Source organism: Mycobacterium sp. E740 (assembly GCF_001672895.1).
Taxonomy (GTDB): Bacteria; Actinomycetota; Actinomycetes; order Mycobacteriales; family Mycobacteriaceae; genus Mycobacterium.
This window is the reverse complement of record NZ_LZKP01000087.1, coordinates 1-19,222: the sequence shown is the minus strand read 5'-3', so window position 1 is coordinate 19,222 and position 19,222 is coordinate 1. Positions and strand designations below refer to the sequence as shown.

21 protein-coding genes and 1 pseudogene are annotated in these 19,222 nt (G+C 67.5%); 12 read left to right on the top strand and 10 right to left on the bottom strand.

Annotated elements, in window-relative coordinates; all coding sequences use genetic code 11:
- Nucleotides 1-12 precede the first annotated feature (12 nt).
- From A5663_RS08160 to A5663_RS08135, 6 genes are read left to right on the top strand one after another with little or no spacing between them, the layout of a single operon-like run.
- A complete protein-coding gene (locus A5663_RS08160) occupies nt 13-1,470 on the top strand; it encodes a sugar porter family MFS transporter (protein ID WP_068146512.1) in 1,458 nt (485 codons plus the stop codon).
- The gene (locus A5663_RS08155) at nt 1,467-3,014 is read left to right on the top strand and encodes an FAD-binding protein (RefSeq protein WP_068146548.1); all 1,548 of its coding nucleotides are present in this window, start codon (nt 1,467-1,469) and stop codon (nt 3,012-3,014) included. Before A5663_RS08160 ends, A5663_RS08155 begins: the two co-directional genes overlap by 4 nt.
- 16 nt (nt 3,015-3,030) lie before the next feature.
- Nucleotides 3,031-3,312, top strand: coding sequence for a phosphoribosyl-ATP diphosphatase (locus tag A5663_RS08150; protein ID WP_068146510.1), 282 nt, complete (start codon nt 3,031-3,033; stop codon nt 3,310-3,312).
- Nucleotides 3,312-4,175, top strand: a complete 864-nt coding sequence (gene hisG, locus A5663_RS08145; RefSeq protein ID WP_068146507.1) for an ATP phosphoribosyltransferase — start codon at nt 3,312-3,314, stop codon at nt 4,173-4,175. The genes A5663_RS08150 and hisG overlap by 1 nt, the downstream gene beginning before the upstream one ends.
- A gap of 40 nt (nt 4,176-4,215) precedes the next feature.
- Nucleotides 4,216-4,698, top strand: coding sequence for a DUF4126 family protein (locus A5663_RS08140; RefSeq protein ID WP_068146504.1), 483 nt, complete (start codon nt 4,216-4,218; stop codon nt 4,696-4,698).
- Nucleotides 4,699-4,708: 10 nt separating this feature from the next.
- Entirely contained in the window at nt 4,709-6,079 is a 1,371-nt protein-coding gene (locus A5663_RS08135; protein ID WP_068146501.1) for an FAD-containing oxidoreductase, read from the top strand.
- On the opposite strand, the gene A5663_RS08130 is transcribed toward A5663_RS08135, so the two are convergent.
- From A5663_RS08130 to A5663_RS08110, 5 genes are all read right to left on the bottom strand, one after another.
- On the bottom strand, nt 6,030-6,677 hold the full coding sequence (locus A5663_RS08130; protein WP_068146499.1) for a flavodoxin family protein: 648 nt from the start codon (nt 6,675-6,677) through the stop codon (nt 6,030-6,032). The two genes, A5663_RS08135 and A5663_RS08130, sit on opposite strands and share 50 nt — an antisense overlap.
- Before the next feature lies 1 nt (nt 6,678).
- Nucleotides 6,679-7,179 carry an SRPBCC family protein gene (locus A5663_RS08125; protein WP_068146496.1) on the bottom strand — a complete coding sequence of 167 codons (501 nt, stop codon included), beginning with the start codon at nt 7,177-7,179 and terminating at the stop codon, nt 6,679-6,681.
- Nucleotides 7,176-7,493 carry a helix-turn-helix transcriptional regulator gene (locus A5663_RS08120; protein ID WP_068146492.1) on the bottom strand — a complete coding sequence of 106 codons (318 nt, stop codon included), beginning with the start codon at nt 7,491-7,493 and terminating at the stop codon, nt 7,176-7,178. The genes A5663_RS08125 and A5663_RS08120 overlap by 4 nt, the downstream gene beginning before the upstream one ends.
- Before the next feature lie 63 nt (nt 7,494-7,556).
- On the bottom strand, nt 7,557-8,354 hold the full coding sequence (locus A5663_RS08115) for a thioesterase family protein (RefSeq protein WP_068146488.1): 798 nt from the start codon (nt 8,352-8,354) through the stop codon (nt 7,557-7,559).
- On the bottom strand, nt 8,351-9,259 hold the full coding sequence (locus A5663_RS08110; RefSeq protein ID WP_068146485.1) for a RecB family exonuclease: 909 nt from the start codon (nt 9,257-9,259) through the stop codon (nt 8,351-8,353). Before A5663_RS08110 ends, A5663_RS08115 begins: the two co-directional genes overlap by 4 nt.
- Before the next feature lie 74 nt (nt 9,260-9,333).
- Here A5663_RS08110 and A5663_RS08105 point away from each other — a divergent pair, with 74 nt between their 5' ends.
- Together A5663_RS08105 and A5663_RS08100 are read left to right on the top strand one after the other, a co-directional pair.
- Nucleotides 9,334-10,173, top strand: a complete 840-nt coding sequence (locus A5663_RS08105; protein ID WP_068146482.1) for a tRNA (adenine-N1)-methyltransferase — start codon at nt 9,334-9,336, stop codon at nt 10,171-10,173.
- Nucleotides 10,174-10,400: 227 nt separating this feature from the next.
- A complete protein-coding gene (locus A5663_RS08100; RefSeq protein WP_068146480.1) occupies nt 10,401-11,177 on the top strand; it encodes a hypothetical protein in 777 nt (258 codons plus the stop codon).
- Here A5663_RS08100 and A5663_RS08095 read toward each other — a convergent pair.
- Genes A5663_RS08095 through A5663_RS08085 form a run of 3 tightly spaced genes read right to left on the bottom strand, consistent with a single transcriptional unit; the run spans nt 11,174 to nt 12,530 of the window.
- Entirely contained in the window at nt 11,174-11,470 is a 297-nt protein-coding gene (locus A5663_RS08095; RefSeq protein WP_068146477.1) for a DUF503 domain-containing protein, read from the bottom strand. The genes A5663_RS08100 and A5663_RS08095 overlap by 4 nt on opposite strands.
- A gap of 6 nt (nt 11,471-11,476) precedes the next feature.
- A complete protein-coding gene (locus tag A5663_RS08090; RefSeq protein WP_231976726.1) occupies nt 11,477-12,028 on the bottom strand; it encodes a hypothetical protein in 552 nt (183 codons plus the stop codon).
- Nucleotides 12,029-12,035: 7 nt separating this feature from the next.
- Nucleotides 12,036-12,530 (bottom strand): hypothetical protein, encoded by a 495-nt coding sequence (locus A5663_RS08085; protein ID WP_068146474.1) that lies wholly within the window; start codon nt 12,528-12,530, stop codon nt 12,036-12,038.
- A 143-nt stretch (nt 12,531-12,673) separates the two neighbouring features.
- Between A5663_RS08085 and arc the strand changes: the two genes are divergently transcribed.
- Nucleotides 12,674-14,515: a proteasome ATPase gene (gene arc, locus A5663_RS08080; RefSeq protein ID WP_068146471.1), complete on the top strand. Its 1,842-nt coding sequence runs from the start codon at nt 12,674-12,676 to the stop codon at nt 14,513-14,515.
- A 16-nt stretch (nt 14,516-14,531) separates the two neighbouring features.
- On the opposite strand, the gene A5663_RS08075 is transcribed toward arc, so the two are convergent.
- A complete protein-coding gene (locus A5663_RS08075) occupies nt 14,532-15,692 on the bottom strand; it encodes a hypothetical protein (RefSeq protein ID WP_068146470.1) in 1,161 nt (386 codons plus the stop codon).
- A 28-nt stretch (nt 15,693-15,720) separates the two neighbouring features.
- Nucleotides 15,721-16,890: a hypothetical protein gene (locus A5663_RS08070; protein WP_068146467.1), complete on the bottom strand. Its 1,170-nt coding sequence runs from the start codon at nt 16,888-16,890 to the stop codon at nt 15,721-15,723.
- Between the two features lie 40 nt (nt 16,891-16,930).
- On the opposite strand from A5663_RS08070, the gene dop reads away from it, so the two are divergent.
- From dop to A5663_RS08055, 3 genes and pseudogenes are all read left to right on the top strand, one after another.
- Nucleotides 16,931-18,439: a pup deamidase/depupylase gene (gene dop / locus A5663_RS08065; RefSeq protein WP_068146465.1), complete on the top strand. Its 1,509-nt coding sequence runs from the start codon at nt 16,931-16,933 to the stop codon at nt 18,437-18,439.
- Nucleotides 18,440-18,541: 102 nt separating this feature from the next.
- Nucleotides 18,542-18,736: a ubiquitin-like protein Pup gene (locus A5663_RS08060; RefSeq protein WP_068146463.1), complete on the top strand. Its 195-nt coding sequence runs from the start codon at nt 18,542-18,544 to the stop codon at nt 18,734-18,736.
- A pseudogene (locus A5663_RS08055) lies at nt 18,733-19,222 on the top strand (proteasome subunit beta); the annotation flags it as partial. The gene A5663_RS08060 and the pseudogene A5663_RS08055, both read left to right, overlap by 4 nt.

Genomic DNA, 19,222 nt, shown 5'->3' with positions numbered 1-19,222 from the left:
GAAGGGTGTCGCATGGCTCACGGACCCATCGGTGATCCCTCGTCAGGTTTGGAATACGAAGAATCCGAACACAGCGGTCGTGTCGTCCGGATCGCGGCTGTGGCAGCTCTCGGCGGCCTGCTTTTCGGCTACGACAGCGCGGTGATCAACGGCGCGGTCTCAGCGGTGGAGGACCACTTCGAGATCAGCAAGACCGTGACCGGAATCGCTGTCGCTTCGGCGCTGATCGGCGCGGCGCTCGGCGCGGTCGTCGCGGGCCGGCTGGCCGACAAGATCGGCCGGCTGTCGGTGATGAAGATCGCCGCGCTGCTTTTCCTCATCAGCGCATTCGGCACCGGCCTGGCGGTCAACATCTGGATGTTCGGGTTGTTCCGTGTCGTCGGCGGCATCGGCGTCGGCGTCGCATCGGTGATCGCGCCGGCCTACATCGCGGAGACGTCGCCACCCCGGATCCGGGGCAGGCTGGGCTCATTGCAACAGCTCGCCATCGTCTCGGGCATTTTCGTGGCGTTGGCGATCGACGCGCTGCTCGCCCATCTGGCGGGCGGATCGCGCGAGCAGCTGTGGCTGGGCATGCAGGCCTGGCGCTGGATGTTCCTCGTGATGGCGGTGCCCGCGGTCGTCTACGGCGCGCTGGCGTACACCATCCCGGAGTCTCCCCGTTATCTCGTTGCCACGTACCGGATTCCGGAGGCACGTCGGGTGCTCAGCAGGCTGCTGGGGGAGAAGAACCTCGAGTTGACGATCACCCGCATCAAGGAATCGCTCAAGTCCGAGAAGCCGCCGTCATGGCGCGATCTGCGCAAGCCGAGCGGCGGTCTGTACGGCATCGTCTGGGTCGGCGTGCTGCTGTCGATGTTCCAGCAGTTCGTCGGCATCAACGTGATCTTCTACTACTCCAACGTGCTCTGGGAGGCAGTCGGTTTCGGGGAGAGCCAGGCGTTCCTCATCACCGTGATCACCTCCGTGACCAACATCGTCACCACGCTCATCGCGATCGCTCTGATCGACAGGATCGGCCGAAAGCCGCTGCTGCTGATCGGGTCGACGGGCATGGCGGTCACGCTGGGCACGATGGCAATCGTCTTCGGCACCGCGCCGGTGGTCGACGGCCAGCCACATCTCACCGGCGCGGCGGGGCCCATCGCGCTGGTGGCCGCGAACCTGTTCGTGGTGTCGTTCGGCATGTCGTGGGGACCGGTGGTGTGGGTGCTGCTCGGCGAGATGTTCCCCAACCGCATCCGCGGCGCCGCGCTCGGCCTGGCGGCGGCCGCGCAGTGGCTGGCCAACTGCGCGATCACCGCGTCGTTCCCCGCGCTGGGTGACTTCTCGCTGGGCATCGCCTACGGGTTCTACGCCATCTGCGCGGTGTTGTCGTTCCTGTTCGTGTGGCGGTTCGTCGCCGAGACCAAAGGCAAACACCTCGAGGACATGGGCGCCGAGGCCGCGCGCTCGGGGGAGATCGTCTGAACGCCGCCGACGAGACCGTCGACGTCCTCGTCGCCGGCTCCGCAGGAGCTCTTGCGGGAGCGTATACCGCTGCCCGCGAAGGGCTTTCGGTGGCGATCGTGGAGGCCACCGATAAGTTCGGCGGCACCTTCGCCTACTCCGGGGGCGGGGGGATGTGGTATCCGTGCAACCCGGTGCTCGTGCGCGCCGGATGCGACGACACCATCGACGCCGCGCTGCGCTACTACCGCGAGGTCGTCGGCGACCGTACTCCCGCGGCGCTGCAGGAAACCTATGTCCGCGGCGGCGCCGACCTGATCGAATACCTCGAACGCGACGAGCATTTCGCGTTCAAGATCCTCCCTTGGCCCGACTACTACAGTTCGCTTCCCGGAGCGCGCAACGACGGCATGCGCCACATCGTCTCGAAGGCGGTACCCGACGATCGGCTCGGCCGATTCACCGGGCTGGTCCGCGGACCGCTGGACCACGAGCGGCTCGGCGCACCGCAACCTGACCTGCTGACCGGTGGGCGGGCACTGGTCGGACGGTTCCTCTGGGCCATGTCGGACAACTCCGCCGTGACGGCCCATCTGTCCACCAGCCTGGTGGAGCTGATCGTCGACGGCGGCCGCGTCGTCGGCGCCGTCGTCGAGCACGAAGGCCGGCGGCGCACGATCCTGGCGCGGCGGGGCGTTCTGCTGGCCACCGGTGGATTCGAGCAGAACGCCGGCATGCGCGCCGAATACGGTGTGCCAGGCAGCGCCCGCGACACGATGGGCGCGCCCGCCAACTCCGGGCTGGCGCATCGCGCGGCGATCGCGGCGGGCGCCAGCGTCGACCTGATGGACCAGGCTTGGTGGGCGCCGGGCCTGATCCACCCAGACGGTCGGGCGGCATTCGCGCTGTGCTTCACCGGCGGAATTTTCGTCGACCGGTCCGGTCGCCGCTTCGTCAACGAGTCGGCGCCCTACGACCGTCTCGGCCGCGCGATCCTGCAGGCGATGCGCGACGGCGCCGTGGGGTCGTCGTACTGGATGGTCTACGACAGCCGCACCGGCGAGCAGCCACCGGTGATGGCCACCAACGTGTCGTTCTCGCCGACCGAGGACTACCGGTCGCGAGGGCTCTGGGTGCAGGCCGACACGCTGGCGGCACTCGCCGACGAGATCGGCGTCCCCGCCGACCATCTCGAGGAGACCGTGCGACGGTTCAACGAACTCGCCATGCGCGACGCCGACGAAGACTTCGGCCGGGGCCGCGAATCGTTCGACCGGGCGTTCACCGGAGGGGCGTCGCCGCTGGTGCCGATCGAGGTGCCGCCCTACCGCGCCGCGGCATTCGGAGTCTCGGACCTGGGCACCAAAGGCGGATTGCGGACCGACGTCGACGGCCGTGTCCTCGACGCCTCGGACCGGCCCATCCCCGGTCTGTACGCCGCGGGCAACACGATGGCCGCCGTCTCCGGCGAGACCTATCCCGGCGGCGGCAACCCGATCGGTGCGTCGCTGTTGTTCAGCCACCGAGCGGCTCTGCACATGGCCGGCATCGACAAACCCGCGTGACCCGGCGAGTCCGAACGTGACACAATCGCGTGCCGTGAAGACCTTCGACGCCCTGTTCGCGGAGCTCAGCGAGCGCGCCCGCACTCGTCCCGCCGGCAGCGGCACCGTCGCCGCGCTGGACGGTGGCGTACACGGGCTCGGTAAGAAGATCCTCGAGGAAGCCGGTGAAGTGTGGCTGGCCGCCGAGCACGAAAGCGACGACGCGCTGGCCGAGGAGATCAGCCAGCTGCTGTACTGGACCCAGGTCATGATGATTTCGCGCGGTCTCACCCTCGACGACGTGTACAACAAACTGTGATGACTGCTCTTCGCGTCGCCGTCCCGAACAAGGGCACGCTGTCGGAACCCGCCAGCGAGATCCTCTCCGAAGCGGGATACCGGCGCCGCACCGACCCGAAGGACCTGACGGTCGTCGATCCGGCCAACAACGTGGAGTTCTTCTTTCTGCGTCCCAAAGACATTGCGATCTATGTCGGTTCCGGACAGCTGGATTTCGGCATCACCGGACGCGATCTCGCCGCGGAATCAGATGCGCCCGTGCGAGAACGGCTGGCACTCGGCTTCGGCTCGTCGACATTCCGGTACGCGGCGCCGGCCGGGCGTCAGTGGCGCGTGCAGGACCTCGCGGGCAAACGCATCGCCACCGCGTTCCCGAACCTGGTCCGAAAAGACTTGGCAGCGAACGGCATTGAGGCGACGGTGATCCGGCTCGACGGCGCGGTCGAGATCTCCGTGCAACTCGGCGTCGCCGACGCGATCGCCGACGTGGTCGGCTCCGGGCGCACGCTCGGGCTGCACAACCTGGTCGCGTTCGGCGATTCGCTGTGTGACTCGGAGGCCGTGTTGATCGAGCGGGACGGCGCTCCGGACAGTGCTCCCAACAGTGCCACCGGCGCCCAGCTGGTGGCACGCGTCCAAGGCGTCGTGTTCGGCCAGCAATACCTGATGCTCGATTACGACTGTCCGCGCAGCGTGCTCGACGACGCGACTGCGGTCACCCCTGGACTGGAGTCGCCGACGATCGCTCCGCTCGCCGACCCGGCGTGGGTCGCCGTGCGTGCGCTGGTGCCCCGGCGCGACGTCAACGGGATCATGGACCGCCTCGCCGCGATCGGAGCGAAAGCGATTCTGGCCTCCGACATCCGGTTCTGTCGCTTCTGATCAACCTGAAGCGGCCTCGCGGGCGTGTTAGCGTCCGGGCATGACGCTGACGTTGCTGCTCCTGCTCGCCCTGCTGATCGGTGTGATCGCGGGTCTGCGCGCGCTGACCGCGCCGGCCATCGTCGCCTGGGGCGCCGCGCTGGGGTGGATCGACGTCGACAACAAATGGTCGGAGTGGATGGCGCACCCGATCACCGTCACGGTGCTGACGATCTTTCTGCTCATCGAACTCGTCACCGATCAGCTGCCCAAGACCCCGAGCCGCAAGACCGCGCCGCAGTTCGTCACCCGGCTCGTCATGGGAGCGTTCGCCGGTGCCGTAATCGGCAGTTCGCACTTCCACACATTCAGCGCGCTGGGCGCAGGCATGATCGGCGCGGTGCTCGGCACACTTGCGGGCGCGGCGGCACGTCAGCGGTTCGCCGACGCGCGGGGCGGCCAGGACCGCCCGGGCGCGATCCTCGAAGACGTCATAGCGGTCGGCGGCGGGTTCCTCGTCGCGTTCCTGGTCAGCCTGGTGTGAACGGTATGCGGTGACAGAGCGATTCGACGCGATCATCGTCGGCGCCGGTCAAGCCGGGCCGCCGCTGGCCGGCCGGCTCACCGAGGCCGGACACCAGGTCGCGGTGATCGAGCGAAAACTCGTCGGCGGCACCTGCGTGAACTCCGGTTGTATACCGACCAAGACGCTGGTGGCCAGCGCGCATGCCGCTCACCTCGCGCGCCGCGGTGACGAATACGGTGTGCGCACAGGCGAAGTCAGCGTCGACATGGCGAAAGTCAAGGCGCGCAAGGACAAGATCGTGATCGGCGATCGCGACGGTGTCGAGTCCTGGCTGGACGGCATGGACGGCTGCACGTTGATCCGGGGCCACGCGCGTTTCGTCGATCCGCACACCATCTGTGTCGGAGACCGCGTACTGAGCGCCGACCGGATCTTCCTCAACGTCGGGGGTCGCGCCGTCGTTCCGGATATGCCCGGCTTGGCGGACGTCGACTACCTGACCAACGTCGGGATCCTCGAACTCGACACGGTCCCCGAGCATCTCGTGATCATCGGGGGAAGTTACATCGCCCTGGAGTTCGCGCAGATGTACCGGCGCTTCGGGGCGCGGGTCACCGTGCTCGAGCGAGGGCCGCGGCTGACCTCGCGTGAGGACGAGGACGTCTCCGCGGCGATCAAGGACATCCTGGAGGGCGAGGGCATCGATGTCGTCCTCGGCGCCGACGACATCCGATTCGCCAAGACCGACAACGGTTTCGAGGTGCGTGCCACGCAGAGCGCCGCGCCAATCGCCGGGAGCCACCTGCTCGTCGCGGTCGGGCGTATCCCGAACACCGACGATCTGGAACTCGACAAAGCCGGAGTCGAGACCGACGCCCGTGGTTACATCGTCGTCGACGACCAGTTACGCACGAACGTCGAGCACATCTGGGCGATGGGCGACTGCAACGGCAAGGGCGCGTTCACCCACACGTCGTACAACGACTTCGAGATCGTCGCGGCCAACCTCCTCGACAACGATCCCCGCCGCGTCAGTGACCGGATCACCACCTATGCGCTCTACATCGACCCGCCGCTCGGTCGCGCGGGGATGACCGTGGCCGAGGTGCGCAAGTCGGGGCGCAGAGCGTTGGTCGGCAAGCGACCGATGACGAAAGTCGGGCGCGCAGTGGAGAAAGGGGAGACAAAGGGCTTCATGCAGGTCGTCGTCGACGCGGAGACGGAGCAGATCCTCGGCGCGGCGATCCTCGGCGTGGGCGGCGACGAGGTGGTGCACGCCATCCTCGACATCATGACCGCCAAGAAGCCCTACACCGCGATCTCCCGCACGATGCACATCCACCCGACGGTCAGTGAGCTGGTGCCGACCCTGCTGCAGGAGATGACGCCGCTGCGGTGACCGACCGGCCGACGGTGAACTGGCGCGTCACCAGCGCGACCCGGTGGCCCAGATGACGACACGTCTGGGCATCGGAGGGGTGAACCCGATCGGAGTCCGCGTCCACATCGGTCTGCGCGCCGGAGCCCAGCCAGAAGCCGAGTCGGTTGAGGTCGTCCTCGCTCGCCTGCGAGTGGTTCCACCCTGGCGGCAGGCCGAGATTGACCCAGTGCATGTGGTGCTGGGCGGCGAACACGGCCAGCGAGACGAGGGTGTTCACCTTGTCGCCGCTCTTGGCTCCGGAATTGGTGAACCCGGCGGCGACCTTGTCGCGCCACGCGCCGGTCGCGCAGCGCCGACCCGTCGACTCGGCGAAGCCCTGGAAACCCGAGGACACGTTGCCCATGTAGGTCGCCGTGCCGAAGATGATGCCGTCGGCTGCGTCGAGCGCGTCCCAGTCCGCGTCGGTCATCCGGTCGACCGCGACCACTGAGACGACCGCACCCGCCTCGCGCGCCCCCGCGGCCACCGCGTCGGCGAGCGTCGCGGTGTGCCCGAACCCGGACTGGTATGCAACGGCCACTGTGGGCGCGGCGATATCAGATCCGTTGTGTATCACGTCAGTTCACCTCCGAACGGGCCTCGTCGATCTCTGTGCGTCTGCGGAGCCAGTCCGGCGGCGGCTCACCTTCCAGATAGGCCCGCAGCCGGTCGAGGTAGGCGTGCGTACCGCCGAGGAAGCCGCCCGCGGTGCGCACGCCGAGCCCGCGATGCGTGAACTTCAACAGCGTGCCGGCGCCGTCGGCGGTGAGTTCATAGCGCACGATGCTGTCCTCGATGATGGCCTGTCGCCATTCGTGTTCGAACACGTGCGGCGGATCCCAGACCAGGATGCGCCCGGTCATCCGCATCTTGTCGGGCGGCAGCGGCGGACCGGTGGGCACCATTTCGATCGATCCGCCCAGGTGTGGCTCGATCGTCGTCTGACCGAACCACTGCGCCCGTTCGCCGGGGTCGGTGATCGCCGACCACACCGTCTCGATCGGAAACGGCAGGTGCCGTTCGAAATTCAGCACCGCCCTGTCGCCTTCGACAGTGAGTCGGCCTTGACCGTCGTTCATCGTGACTCCTCGTGCTTGGCCTGCAGGTGGCGTTCCAGTGCGTCGAGATGATCGGTCCACATCCGCCGGTAACGCTCGATCCACTCGTCGATCACCACGAGGCCGTCGGCGCGTAACGCGTAGATACGACGCTGTGCGTCGGGCCGGACTTCCACGAGGCCAACCTCGCGCAGTATTCGCAGATGTCGCGACACGGTCGGCTGGGTCAGGTCCGGAAGGCTTGCGACCAGTTCACCCGCGGTGCGTTCGCCATCGATCAGCTCATCGAGCAGTGCGCGGCGGCTCGGCTCGGCGACGGCTTCGAAGACGTCCATGCCCGCAGTATTGCACTGCATCTATATAGATGCAAGTAGATATAAGCTACTTCTGGGCGACGCTTACGGGCGGCGCTGCACCAGCAACGTCTGCGCCGAGGTGCCGATGAAACCCTGCCGATCGAAGAGCTCCGCGGTCGTCAGCCCTATCCCGTCCGGTCCGATCGACCCCCGCGCGCGCACTGCGAAGTCGTTGCCCGTGGGCAGCCGGTGCAGGTGGACGGCGGTGTCGGTGTTCATGAACACGAACCGGGACGGGTCGAGCGCGGCACCGGCGCCGTTCGCGCTGTCGACCACCATCGCCAGCCGCTGCAGCGCCGTCGTCGGCTCCGAATCGACAAGCGGCACAAGGGGACTCATCCACGCCACGTTGCCGGATTCGCCGGTGTCGGGCTGGCGGCGCCAACTCACCGTCTCCAGATAGCCTTTCGCGCCCTCCCAGTCGTGCGGTACCGCCACCGATTCGCCCTCGACCAGCGGGGGATAGCGGTCGGTCACCGCATCGGCGGTGTCGCTGGTTGCCAGCAGCCAGGCCGTCACGCGTGCGACCGGCCGCCGGCCACCGTCCGGCCTTTCCGCCGACATCTCGGCGACGAGCAGCGAGATGCGCGCGCCCGGGCGGTCCACCCAGGCCCGGACCCACAACCGGGCGACCGGGATGGCGCCGAGGATGTCGAGGGTCAACCGCCCGATGCGCAGGCCCGAATCCCCGGCGAGTTGCTCGATCTGTTTCGTCATCAGGGCCAATGGCGGTGAGCCGTGCTGGATTTGGGGATCCCAGTTGCTTCGCGTGCCGTCGGTGGAGTCGAAGACCTCGAAGTCGCCTTCGGAGCCGGCGCGCCGGTACAGGCAGTCGATCATGCTGCCGGTTCCGCCCGCAGCACCGGTTCCTCGACCGCGTCGGATCCTTCGTCGGGCAACTCGGGCCAGCCCGGATAGGGCGGCGGGGTGCCGCCGAACACCGGACAGTGCACCCGATGGGCACACCAGTCGCACAGCGCCGACCGACGCGGACGGAAATCCCCTGTGGCGCCGGCGTTCCGGATGGCTCGCCAGATCGCCATCAGCGTCTTCTCGAACCGCAGCAACTCGTCGTGGTCCGGGGCGTAGTCGAGTATCTGGCCGTCGGCCAGATACAGCAGCCGCAGCCGCGTCGGCAGGATCCCGCGCGAGCGCAGCAGTGCCACGGCGTAGAACTTCATCTGGAACATCGCCTTGAATTCGGCCAGCGCGCGGGCCTCCGGCGGCGCCTTGCCGGTCTTGTAGTCGACCACCCGCAGTTCACCCGAGGAAGCGACGTCGATGCGATCGACGAACCCGCGCAGCAGTGTGCCGTCCTCGAGTTCGACCTCGACGCGCTGTTCGCAGCTCTGCGGATCGAAGCGGGTGGGATCCTCCAGTCGGTAGTAGCCGGACAGCAGGTCACGCGCCTCCGCCAGCAGCGCCGTGCGCACCTCGGGCTCGAACTCGTCGGCGAGCGCAGGCTGCTCGGCGACCACCCGGTCCCACGCCGGGCCGACGAGCGTCAGCGCGGTTTCGCGGCCGCGCTCGCCGGCGGGCAGGCCGTAGAGCTGTTCCAGCGCGGCGTGTACCACCGAACCGCGGACCTGCGCGGCCGACGAGGGCTCGGGTAACCGGTCGATCGCGCGGAAGCGGTAGAGCAGCGGGCACTGCTTGAAATCGGCGGCCCGCGACGGCGACAGCGCCGGACGCCGCGCCCCCGGCTCACCTCGCCCGTCGCTCCCTCGCGCTCCGCCTTCGGTCATAGGGGCAGCCTAGGCCGGGTGTCTGACAACCCCGGGCAGCCGCGGCGGCGCGTCAGCTGGCAGGCTGAGGGGCTGTGCGAAGAACCGGTCCGTTCGCCGTCGGCGATCGCGTGCAACTCACCGACGCCAAGGGCCGTCACTACACGATGGTGTTGACCCCGGGCGGGGAGTTCCACACCCATCGCGGCATCATCGCGCTCGACACGGTGATCGGACTGCCGGAAGGCAGCGTGGTCAAGTCCACCAGCGGGGACCAGTTCCTGGTGCTGCGGCCGCTGCTCGTCGACTACGTGATGTCGATGCCGCGCGGCGCGCAAGTCGTCTACCCCAAGGACGCCGCGCAGATCGTGCACGAGGGGGACATCTTCCCGGGGGCGCGGGTGCTGGAGGCCGGCGCCGGTTCCGGTGCGCTGACGTGTTCACTGCTGCGCGCGGTCGGGCCGCAGGGCCGGGTGGTCTCCTACGAGGTCCGCGAAGACCACGCTCAGCATGCCGAGCGAAACGTGGCGACGTTCTTCGGTGACCGCCCGGACAACTGGGAGCTGGTCATAGCCGACCTCGCCGACTACTCGGGCCCGGAGGTGGACCGTGTCGTCCTCGACATGCTTGCGCCGTGGGAGGTGTTGGGCACGGTGGCCGACGCGCTGGTCGCCGGCGGTGTGCTGATGATCTACGTCGCGACCGTCACCCAGTTGTCGCGAGCGGTCGAGGCGCTGCGCGAACAGCAATGCTGGACCGAGCCGCGAGCCTGGGAGAGCATGCAGCGCGGCTGGCACGTCGTCGGCCTGGCGGTGCGCCCGCTGCACACGATGCGAGGGCACACCGCATTCCTGATCAGCGTGCGCAAGCTGGCCCCGGGCGCGGTGGCGCCGATGCCGCTGCGCCGCAAACGTCAACTGGGCGGCGGCATTTAGCGCTAACTGGTTGATCCCACGCACCAGGTGAATGCGATCAACCAGTCAAGCCCTTCGCACCCAGTCGTGGCTCGACCGCGCCGCTGCTATCCTTGCCGAGTCCGTGCGACAACTCGAGGAGGTGATACCCGTGAACGATTCGACATGGGTGCTCCTTTCAGGGGACACGGTCGGGCGATAGGTCGTCCGGGAGCGCCGATCACCAGGCATTCCCGAAAGGCACGACCATGCACTTCACTTCTGAACTGCGTCACGCCGGCAGTCTCGTTGAGCGTCACTTCACCCTCGGCGAGATTCCCGGAATTCTCTGGACGCCGGAATCCGCTACCGCCGCACCGGTTCCACTGATCCTGCTGGGCCAGCAAGGCGGGCTGGAGCAGATGTATCCGCGGCTCCTACCGCGCGCAAAAGCTTCAGGCCGAGAAGGATTCGCAACCGCTACCGTCGAACTCCCGGGCAGTGGAGCGCGGCCGAAAATTGCGGAACTCGAACAGGCTCGCAACGACCTCCGTGAGGTCGCGATGGCCGGGGGAATGCCGGACGCCGAGCTGATCGAGCGGCTGATTCTGCCGCTCGTCAACCAAGCGGTTCCGGAATGGCAGGTAACGCTTGACGCGCTGCTCGAACTTCCGGAGCTGCGCGGACCGGTGGGGGTCTCTGGCGGCGTCATCGCGATCGCCGTACGGATGGCGCGAGTCGACAAGCGGATCGAAGCGGCCAACTTGTTCGCCGGCAGCTTCGTCCCCATGGAGATCATCGAAGAGGCCCGCGAGGTCACTATCCCGTTGCACGTCCTGCTTCAGTGGGACGACGCGGGCAACGACCGTCAGATGGCGCTCGACCTGTTCGACGCTTTCGGGTCGGCGGAGAAGACGTTGGCCGCCAACATGGGCGGCCACACCGGTGTCCCGCCCTGGGCAGGAGAGGAAGCGGGCAGGTTCTTCACCAGACACCTCAATCGTTCGGTAGGTGACGCGTCGACCAGCCAAGCCCTCGGAACCTAGTCGTCGGTGCTGCGGCGCAGACCCCGGCGGGCCGAAAGCAGTTCCATCTCCGGACGCGATGCCACGAGCCGCTCGGCGGCGTCGAGAACGTCGACGACGTGTTCGCGGTCAGCGGCAACCAGCGCGATGCCGACATTGGCGCGCCGATGCAGTTCCTGAGCGCCGGTCTCCGCTGCCGACACGGAGAATCGGCGATGCAACTCCGCGATCACCGGGCGGACCGCCGAGCGCTTTTCCTTGAGCGACCGGACATCGCCCAGTAGGAGGTCGAATTCGAGCCAGCCGATCCACATCGGCGGTCAGGGCGTCGGCGTAGGCGTGGGATTCTCGCCGATCTGCAGCAGGGCGTCCGTCGTCGTGCGGGTGAGCTGCCAGTGGTTGTCGGCGAAGCGGAACTCCATCGGGAACGTGAAGTCCCCCGATTCCGGCTTGGCGGTCTTGACGGTGACGGTCGCAAGTACGAGGCCCTTCTTGCTGCCCTGCTGGCCCTCGGCCCAGGTGAGGTCCTTGGCCTCGAAGGCGACCGGAGCGTAGCCCCCGTCGCGCAGGGCGGTCCCGACTTTGTCGATCGCGGCCGCATCGGCGGGCGTGGCGTTCTCGACGAGGTCGAGCTTCTGTCCACCCGGAACGTTCGCATCGGCGAGGCGAGCCAGTACGTCGGTGAGCGCATTGGGTGGCGGCAACGGTGCGACCGTCGGCGGCTCCGTCGCCCCGGCCGGCGGCGGCTTCGCGATCGGGGGCGCGCTGGACTCCGCTGGGGCCGGTGATTCATCGGCACCACATCCGCATAGCCCGAACGCCGTCGCGATAGCGACGGCGCCCAGGACTGCAGCAGTTGTGGTGCGGCGCACCGGGCTCCTAGCCGACGGACGACAGCAGCGCCATCAGCGACTGCTTGGACATCTGCCAGCCGGTGGGGCTCGGGCCGGGCACGAACTGGATGTTCTGGCTGGCGGTGCCGCCGGTCGCAGCCGTGGCGGTCACGTCGGCCGACACCACGGGGCCGTTCTGGTCGATGTTCGCGACCGAGAAGGTCAACGGGAATTTGCCGTCGGCGGCTGCCTCACGAAGCTTCGTGTCGGCGATCCGGCCCTCGATCCGCCCGATGCCACCCTGAACGTAGGGCGCCTTGCCTGCGGAGGAGCCGGCCGTGCCGAGCGCCTGCAGGGTCTGCAGCAGCGGCGCTTCCAGCTGCGGGGCCGGGGCCTGCGGCATCGGCACATCCCACACGACCGGGGCGACGGCCGGTGCGGAGGCCACGACAGAAGATGATGCAATCGAAGTCACACCTGCCGCGGCACCGCCGACGACAGCGACTGCTGCGACGCCGGTAACGAGGGATTTCAGGGTCACGATTTTCCTTTCGATCGGCCCAACTCATCAGAGAGGCTAACAGTGGTGCTGGTGTGTCGAATTGCTACACCGCACACAAAGCCTGAATCGCCGGTAGCGTTGAAGTTGTTACTGCACCAACTCTCGGTGCGGGGAGGGGCGACATGAGTGAATCAGAGCGTTCCGAAGCCTACTCAGAAGGCCTCGGAGCACCCCACGAATCAGGCATGTCCAGCGAGGATGCAGCCGAGCTCGAGGAGCTTCGGCGCGAGGCCGCGGTTCTGCGCGAGCAACTGGAGAACGCTGTCGGCCCGCAGAGCGGTTTGCGCAGCGCCCGCGATGTGCATCAGCTCGAGGCCCGGATCGACTCACTCGCCGCCCGCAACGCCAAACTGATGGAAACGCTCAAGGAGGCCCGTCAGCAGCTCCTCGCCCTGCGCGAAGAGGTCGACCGGCTCGGCCAACCGCCGAGCGGATACGGGGTGCTGCTCGGCGTCCAGGAGGACGACACCGTCGACGTGTTCACCTCCGGACGCAAGATGCGGCTGACGTGCTCGCCGAACATCGACGCGAAGGCGCTCAAGCAGGGCCAGACCGTCCGCCTCAACGAGGCGCTCACTGTCGTCGAGGCCGGCAACTTCGAAGCGGTGGGCGAGATCAGCACGCTGCGCGAGATCCTGTCCGACGGGCACCGGGCGCTGGTCGTCGGCCACGCCGACGAAGAGCGCATCGTCTGGCTCGCCGAACCGTTGGTCGCCGCCGAGCACCTGCCCGACGACTACGACGACGACCTCGACGACGGCCGCCCCCGCAAGCTGCGGCCGGGTGACTCGCTGCTGGTCGACACCAAAGCCGGTTACGCGTTCGAGCGCATCCCCAAGGCCGAGGTCGAGGATCTGGTGCTCGAAGAGGTGCCCGACGTCAGCTACAACGACATCGGCGGGCTCGGCCGGCAGATCGAGCAGATCCGCGACGCCGTCGAACTGCCGTTCCTGCACAAGGAGTTGTACCGGGAGTATTCGCTTCGTCCGCCCAAGGGCGTGCTGCTTTACGGCCCCCCCGGCTGCGGTAAGACGCTGATCGCAAAGGCGGTGGCGAACTCGCTGGCCAAGAAGATGGCCGAGGTGCGCGGTGACGACGCCCGTGAGGCGAAGAGCTACTTCCTCAACATCAAGGGCCCCGAGCTGTTGAACAAGTTCGTCGGCGAGACGGAGCGCCACATCCGGCTGATCTTCCAGCGCGCGCGTGAGAAGGCGTCGGAGGGCACGCCGGTCATCGTGTTCTTCGACGAGATGGACTCCATCTTCCGGACCCGCGGCACGGGTGTGAGTTCGGACGTCGAGACAACCGTTGTGCCGCAGCTGCTTTCGGAGATCGACGGCGTCGAGGGCCTGGAGAACGTCATCGTGATCGGCGCGTCGAACCGTGAGGACATGATCGATCCGGCGATCCTGCGGCCCGGCCGCCTGGACGTCAAGATCAAGATCGAGCGGCCGGATGCCGAAGCGGCACAAGACATCTTCAGCAAGTACCTCACCGAGGAACTGCCGGTCAACGAGGACGATCTGACGGAGTTCGGCGGCGACCGGTCGCTGACGATCAAGGCGATGATCGAGAAGGTCGTCGACCGGATGTACGCCGAGATCGACGACAACCGCTTCCTCGAGGTGACCTACGCCAACGGCGACAAAGAGGTCATGTACTTCAAGGACTTCAACTCCGGCGCGATGATTCAGAACGTCGTCGACCGGGCTAAGAAGTACGCGATCAAGTCGGTGCTGGAGACGGGTAAGAGGGGCCTGCGGATTCAGCACCTGCTGGACTCGATCGTCGACGAGTTCGCCGAGAACGAGGACCTGCCCAACACGACCAATCCCGATGACTGGGCGCGGATCTCGGGCAAGAAGGGCGAGCGGATCGTCTACATCCGGACGCTGGTCACCGGAAAGACTTCGTCGGCCAGCCGCGCGATCGACACCGAATCGAACCTGGGCCAGTACCTGTAGACCGCGCGCCCGGGTGTCAGCGGGTCGACTCCATCGCGAGGTAGGCGTCGCGGCCGGCCAGGCTCACCGCGACGTCGGCGATCAGCGGCTCGAAGAACCGCTCGCGGTACAACGGGTCCACGCTGGTGCTGACCGTGGAATACAACCCGGACAGCACCGCCACAAAGAGGGAAACGTGCACGACGGTCTGGGGGACCGGCACGCTCACCCCGAACCACGTTCCCGGACAGGGTGGTTGACCGACCGCGCAGCTCTGCTCCGATGACCACAGCACCGCGACCTCGTCGGGAATGGCGACGATACCCAGCGCGAGGAAGAAGGCGAAGAGCCCTGCCGTGAAGAACACCACCTGGATCGTCTGCGAAACCACCATCACTGCAACGACATTGATCTGCTCTGCCAGCGAGAGCGGGGTCCGCGCAAGACGGGTGTCGGGGTCGACGGCCAACGGTGTGCCGGCGAGCAGTTCGGCCGGATCATTGCGTTCGGCCCGGTCCTCCCGCAACGACCTGACCTCGTCGCGGATGGTGGTGACGACGAAGACCAGGGCGACGACGGCAAGGAATCCTATTGTCTGCCAGAGCCGTTGGCGCGGCATGCGGGCGGCCATCTGCCACAGTTCACCGGTGAAGTAAACGACCACGGTGATCATCAACAGCGGCAGCGCACGGCTCATCAGCGTACCGAGCGCCCCGAGCTGCACCCACGCGAACCGCAACGCCCACAACACGATCGACCCGATACCCAGATAGGTCAACCAGATCGCCACCAGCGCCACGACCGCGAAGGCTGCCGCCTCGGCGATCGCGATGCCCGAGAACCCGCTGTCGGCGAACGGGAGTCCGAGCACGAACAGCGCCATCACCAACAGCGCGGCGGAGCGTCGACCAGCCTCGCTCAGCCGGGTCCCGATCCGGTGCAGCAGATACAACGCGAACGGCGCCGCCACCAACAGCGCGGTCAGCACGCCGAGCCGGATGAGGAAGCCGATATTTGGATTGCCGCCGGTGAGATCGGTCAGCATCATCGTCAGCGAGATCACCGCGCCGACACCGCTGACCATCGGGGCGGAACGCTCGATGAGCGCGCCGGAGCGGACTCGCCGCGTCAGCACCAGCGGCAGACCGCGATGCAGGAACCAGTCATGCACGCCCCGCACGTCCGACACGCGCCATATTGTGCGCGAAACACGTGCCGGGCGCCGGTCACCGCGCCGGTACGGCCGCCCGGTACCGGTTGCGGGCGGTCAGTGTGAGTCGCAGGTCGTCAATCAACGGGTCGACGAAGCGGTCGCGGTAGGCGTCGTCGCCGACCGCTCGCGCGCTGACGTACATGAAAGTCAAGGCGCCGAGAAACAACGTCACCTGAATCAACGCCTCGGGCACGGGGATCGTCATGCCGAGGAAGTGCCCGTCGCTGGAGCCGTTGCGCGTCCAGGCGGCGAGCACGTCGGGGGACAGCAGGATCAGGCCCAGGACGAGGAACAGCAGCGCCGTCACCACCGCCACCACGAGGATGTGGGCCAGTTGCGACACCGCCAGCACGAAGTACACGTTCGTCCGCTCCGCGCGGCTCAGTGCCTTCACTTCCAAGGGATCGAGCATCGACGCGAACGGCGTGCCCTCCAGCTTCGCGATGTGCTGTGCGTCGGGTTCGGCCGCGTTGACCATCGGGCGCATCCGGTCGACGGTCACCGAAACCACGAAGGCGACTGCGATCGCGGCCAGGAACCACAGCGCCAACCACAGCCGGGCCCGCGAGATCGTCGCGGCCATCAGCCAGACCGGCGAGTTGAAGAAGACCAAGAAGGTCAGAAGCAGCACCGGTAGCGCGCGCAGCAGCAGGGATCCGGCCGCCGCGAGATGGGACAGCGTCACATGTGCGGCCCAGCCCAGGATCGAGCCCACCCCGCATGCGGTCAGCAGCAAGATGAGCGCCACGCAGACCGCCACCAGCACGAAATTTTTCAGCAGATACGGGCTCGGTCCGCCGAAAACGGCGCCGTAACAGGCCACGGCAACCGAGCCGGCCGCAGCGAGCAGACGACCGTGCTGTGACGCGATACGAGACACCCACCAGCCGACGGTCGCCGCGACGGGCAGCACCAGCACGAGCATCGCCAGCACGAACCACTCACCTCGAGTGGGCCGGCCGTCGATGTCCACGGCATGCTTTCCCGTCAGAGACACGACCGCCACCGTGTTGGCCATCAGCACGGCGAACGACGCCAATGCGGGCGCCGACCGTGACCACAGCCGGCGCACCAGGCGGCCCGGCCGCAGCACCGCAGGAAGGCCGTGCGCGAGGAACCATCGGTCAGCCGCCTGCCGTTGCGCCGCGCCGACCACAGGAGTGTTCGCCGGATCGGATGGCACGGTCGCAGGTTACTTCGTGCCGTCCCCTAGGCTTGGCGACATGCAACGGATCATCGGCACGGAGGTCGAGTACGGCATCTCGTCGCCGTCCGATCCGACCGCGAATCCGATTCTGACCTCCACGCAGGCGGTGCTGGCCTATGCCGCTGCGGCAGGGATCCAGCGCGCCAAGCGCACGCGCTGGGACTACGAGGTGGAATCACCGCTGCGCGACGCCCGCGGCTTCGACCTGAGCCGGTCGGCCGGCCCACCGCCGGTGGTCGATGCCGACGAGGTCGGTGCGGCGAACATGATCCTGACCAACGGCGCGCGACTCTACGTCGACCATGCGCACCCGGAGTACTCCGCGCCCGAGTGCACCGATCCGCTCGACGCCGTCATCTGGGACAAAGCCGGCGAACGCGTGATGGAGGCCGCCGCTCGCCACGTCGCCAGCGTGCCCGGCGCCGCGAAGCTGCAGCTCTACAAGAACAACGTCGACGGCAAGGGCGCTTCGTACGGCTCGCACGAGAACTACCTCATGAGCCGGCAGACCCCGTTCTCCGCGGTGATCGCGGGGCTGACGCCGTTCCTGGTCTCGCGGCAGGTGGTCACCGGCTCCGGGCGGGTCGGTGTAGGGCCCTCGGGCGACGAGCCGGGGTTCCAGCTGTCGCAGCGCTCGGACTACATCGAGGTCGAGGTCGGGCTGGAGACGACGCTCAAGCGCGGCATCATCAACACCCGCGACGAGCCGCACGCCGACGCCGACAAGTACCGCCGGCTGCACGTGATCATCGGCGATGCGAACCTCTCGGAGACCTCGACGTATCTGAAGCTGGGCACCACGGCACTGGTGCTGGACCTGATCGAGGACGGCGCCCAGATCGGGGTCGACCTCAGCGATCTCGCGCTCGCCCGCCCCGTGCACGCGGTGCATGTGATCAGCCGGGATCCCTCGCTGCGTGCGACGGTCGCGCTGGCGGACGGACGCGAGCTGACGGGCCTTGCGCTGCAACGCATCTACCTCGACCGTGTGGCCAAGCTCGTGGACAGCCGGGACCGGGACCCGCGTGCCAGCGACATCGTCGAGACGTGGGCCAACGTGCTGGACCTGTTGGAGCGCGACCCGATGGAATGCGCCGAGATCCTGGACTGGCCGGCGAAGCTGCGCCTGCTCGAGGGTTTCCGCAACCGGGAGAACCTCGGCTGGTCGGCACCGCGACTGCATCTGGTCGACCTGCAGTACTCCGATGTGCGACTGGACAAAGGTCTCTACAACCGGCTAGTGGCCCGCGGGTCGATGAAGCGGTTGGTCACCGAACAGCAGGTGCTCGACGCGGTCGACAACCCGCCGACCGACACCCGGGCCTACTTCCGCGGCGAGTGCCTGCGCCGGTTCGGAGCCGACATCGCGGCCGCCAGCTGGGACTCGGTGATCTTCGATCTCGGTGGTGATTCGCTCGTCCGGATCCCAACCCTCGAGCCGCTGCGTGGCAGCAAGGCCCACGTCGGTGCGCTGCTGGACTCGGTTGACAGCGCCGTCGAACTGGTCGAACAGCTCACCACCTGATCGCGCTATCGCACGAATCCGGCGCGGCGACCGGTAATGTGGGGTGACGGCGGGCAGCAGTGAGCCGCCGGCGACGACTTAAGGGATACGCAGGAGGCGGCGATGGCTCAAGAGCAGACCAAGCGTGGCGGCGGTGGCGGCGAGGACGACGACCTCACCGGCAACGCGGCCGCCGGGCAGGAGCGTCGCGAAAAGCTGGCCGAGGAAACCGACGACCTACTGGACGAGATCGACGACGTTCTCGAGGAGAACGCCGAGGACTTCGTCCGCGCATACGTGCAGAAGGGTGGACAGTGACCTGGCCGCACCGCGATCAGCTGTCTTTCCCCTCACCTCTTCCCGGAGCGCCGTCTGTCCCAGTGGACCTCTCATCTTTTTCTGAACTGTTGCGCCGACAGGCGCCCGAACTCCTTCCCGCACACAGAACCGCTGCAGAGCAGCCGGGCGACGTGCTGCCGCACGGGACCACGATCGTCGCTTTGAAGTACCCGGGCGGAGTGGTCATGGCCGGTGACCGCCGCGCCACCCAGGGTCACATGATCGCGAGCCGGGATGTGCAGAAGGTCTACATCACCGACGACTACACCGCCACCGGCATCGCCGGTACGGCGGCGATCGCGGTGGAATTCGCTCGGCTCTACGCCGTCGAACTCGAGCACTACGAGAAGCTCGAAGGTGTCGCTCTGACGTTCCCCGGCAAGGTGAACCGGCTCGCGACCATGGTGCGCGGCAATCTCGGCGCGGCGCTGCAGGGCTTCGTCGCGCTGCCCTTGCTCGCCGGCT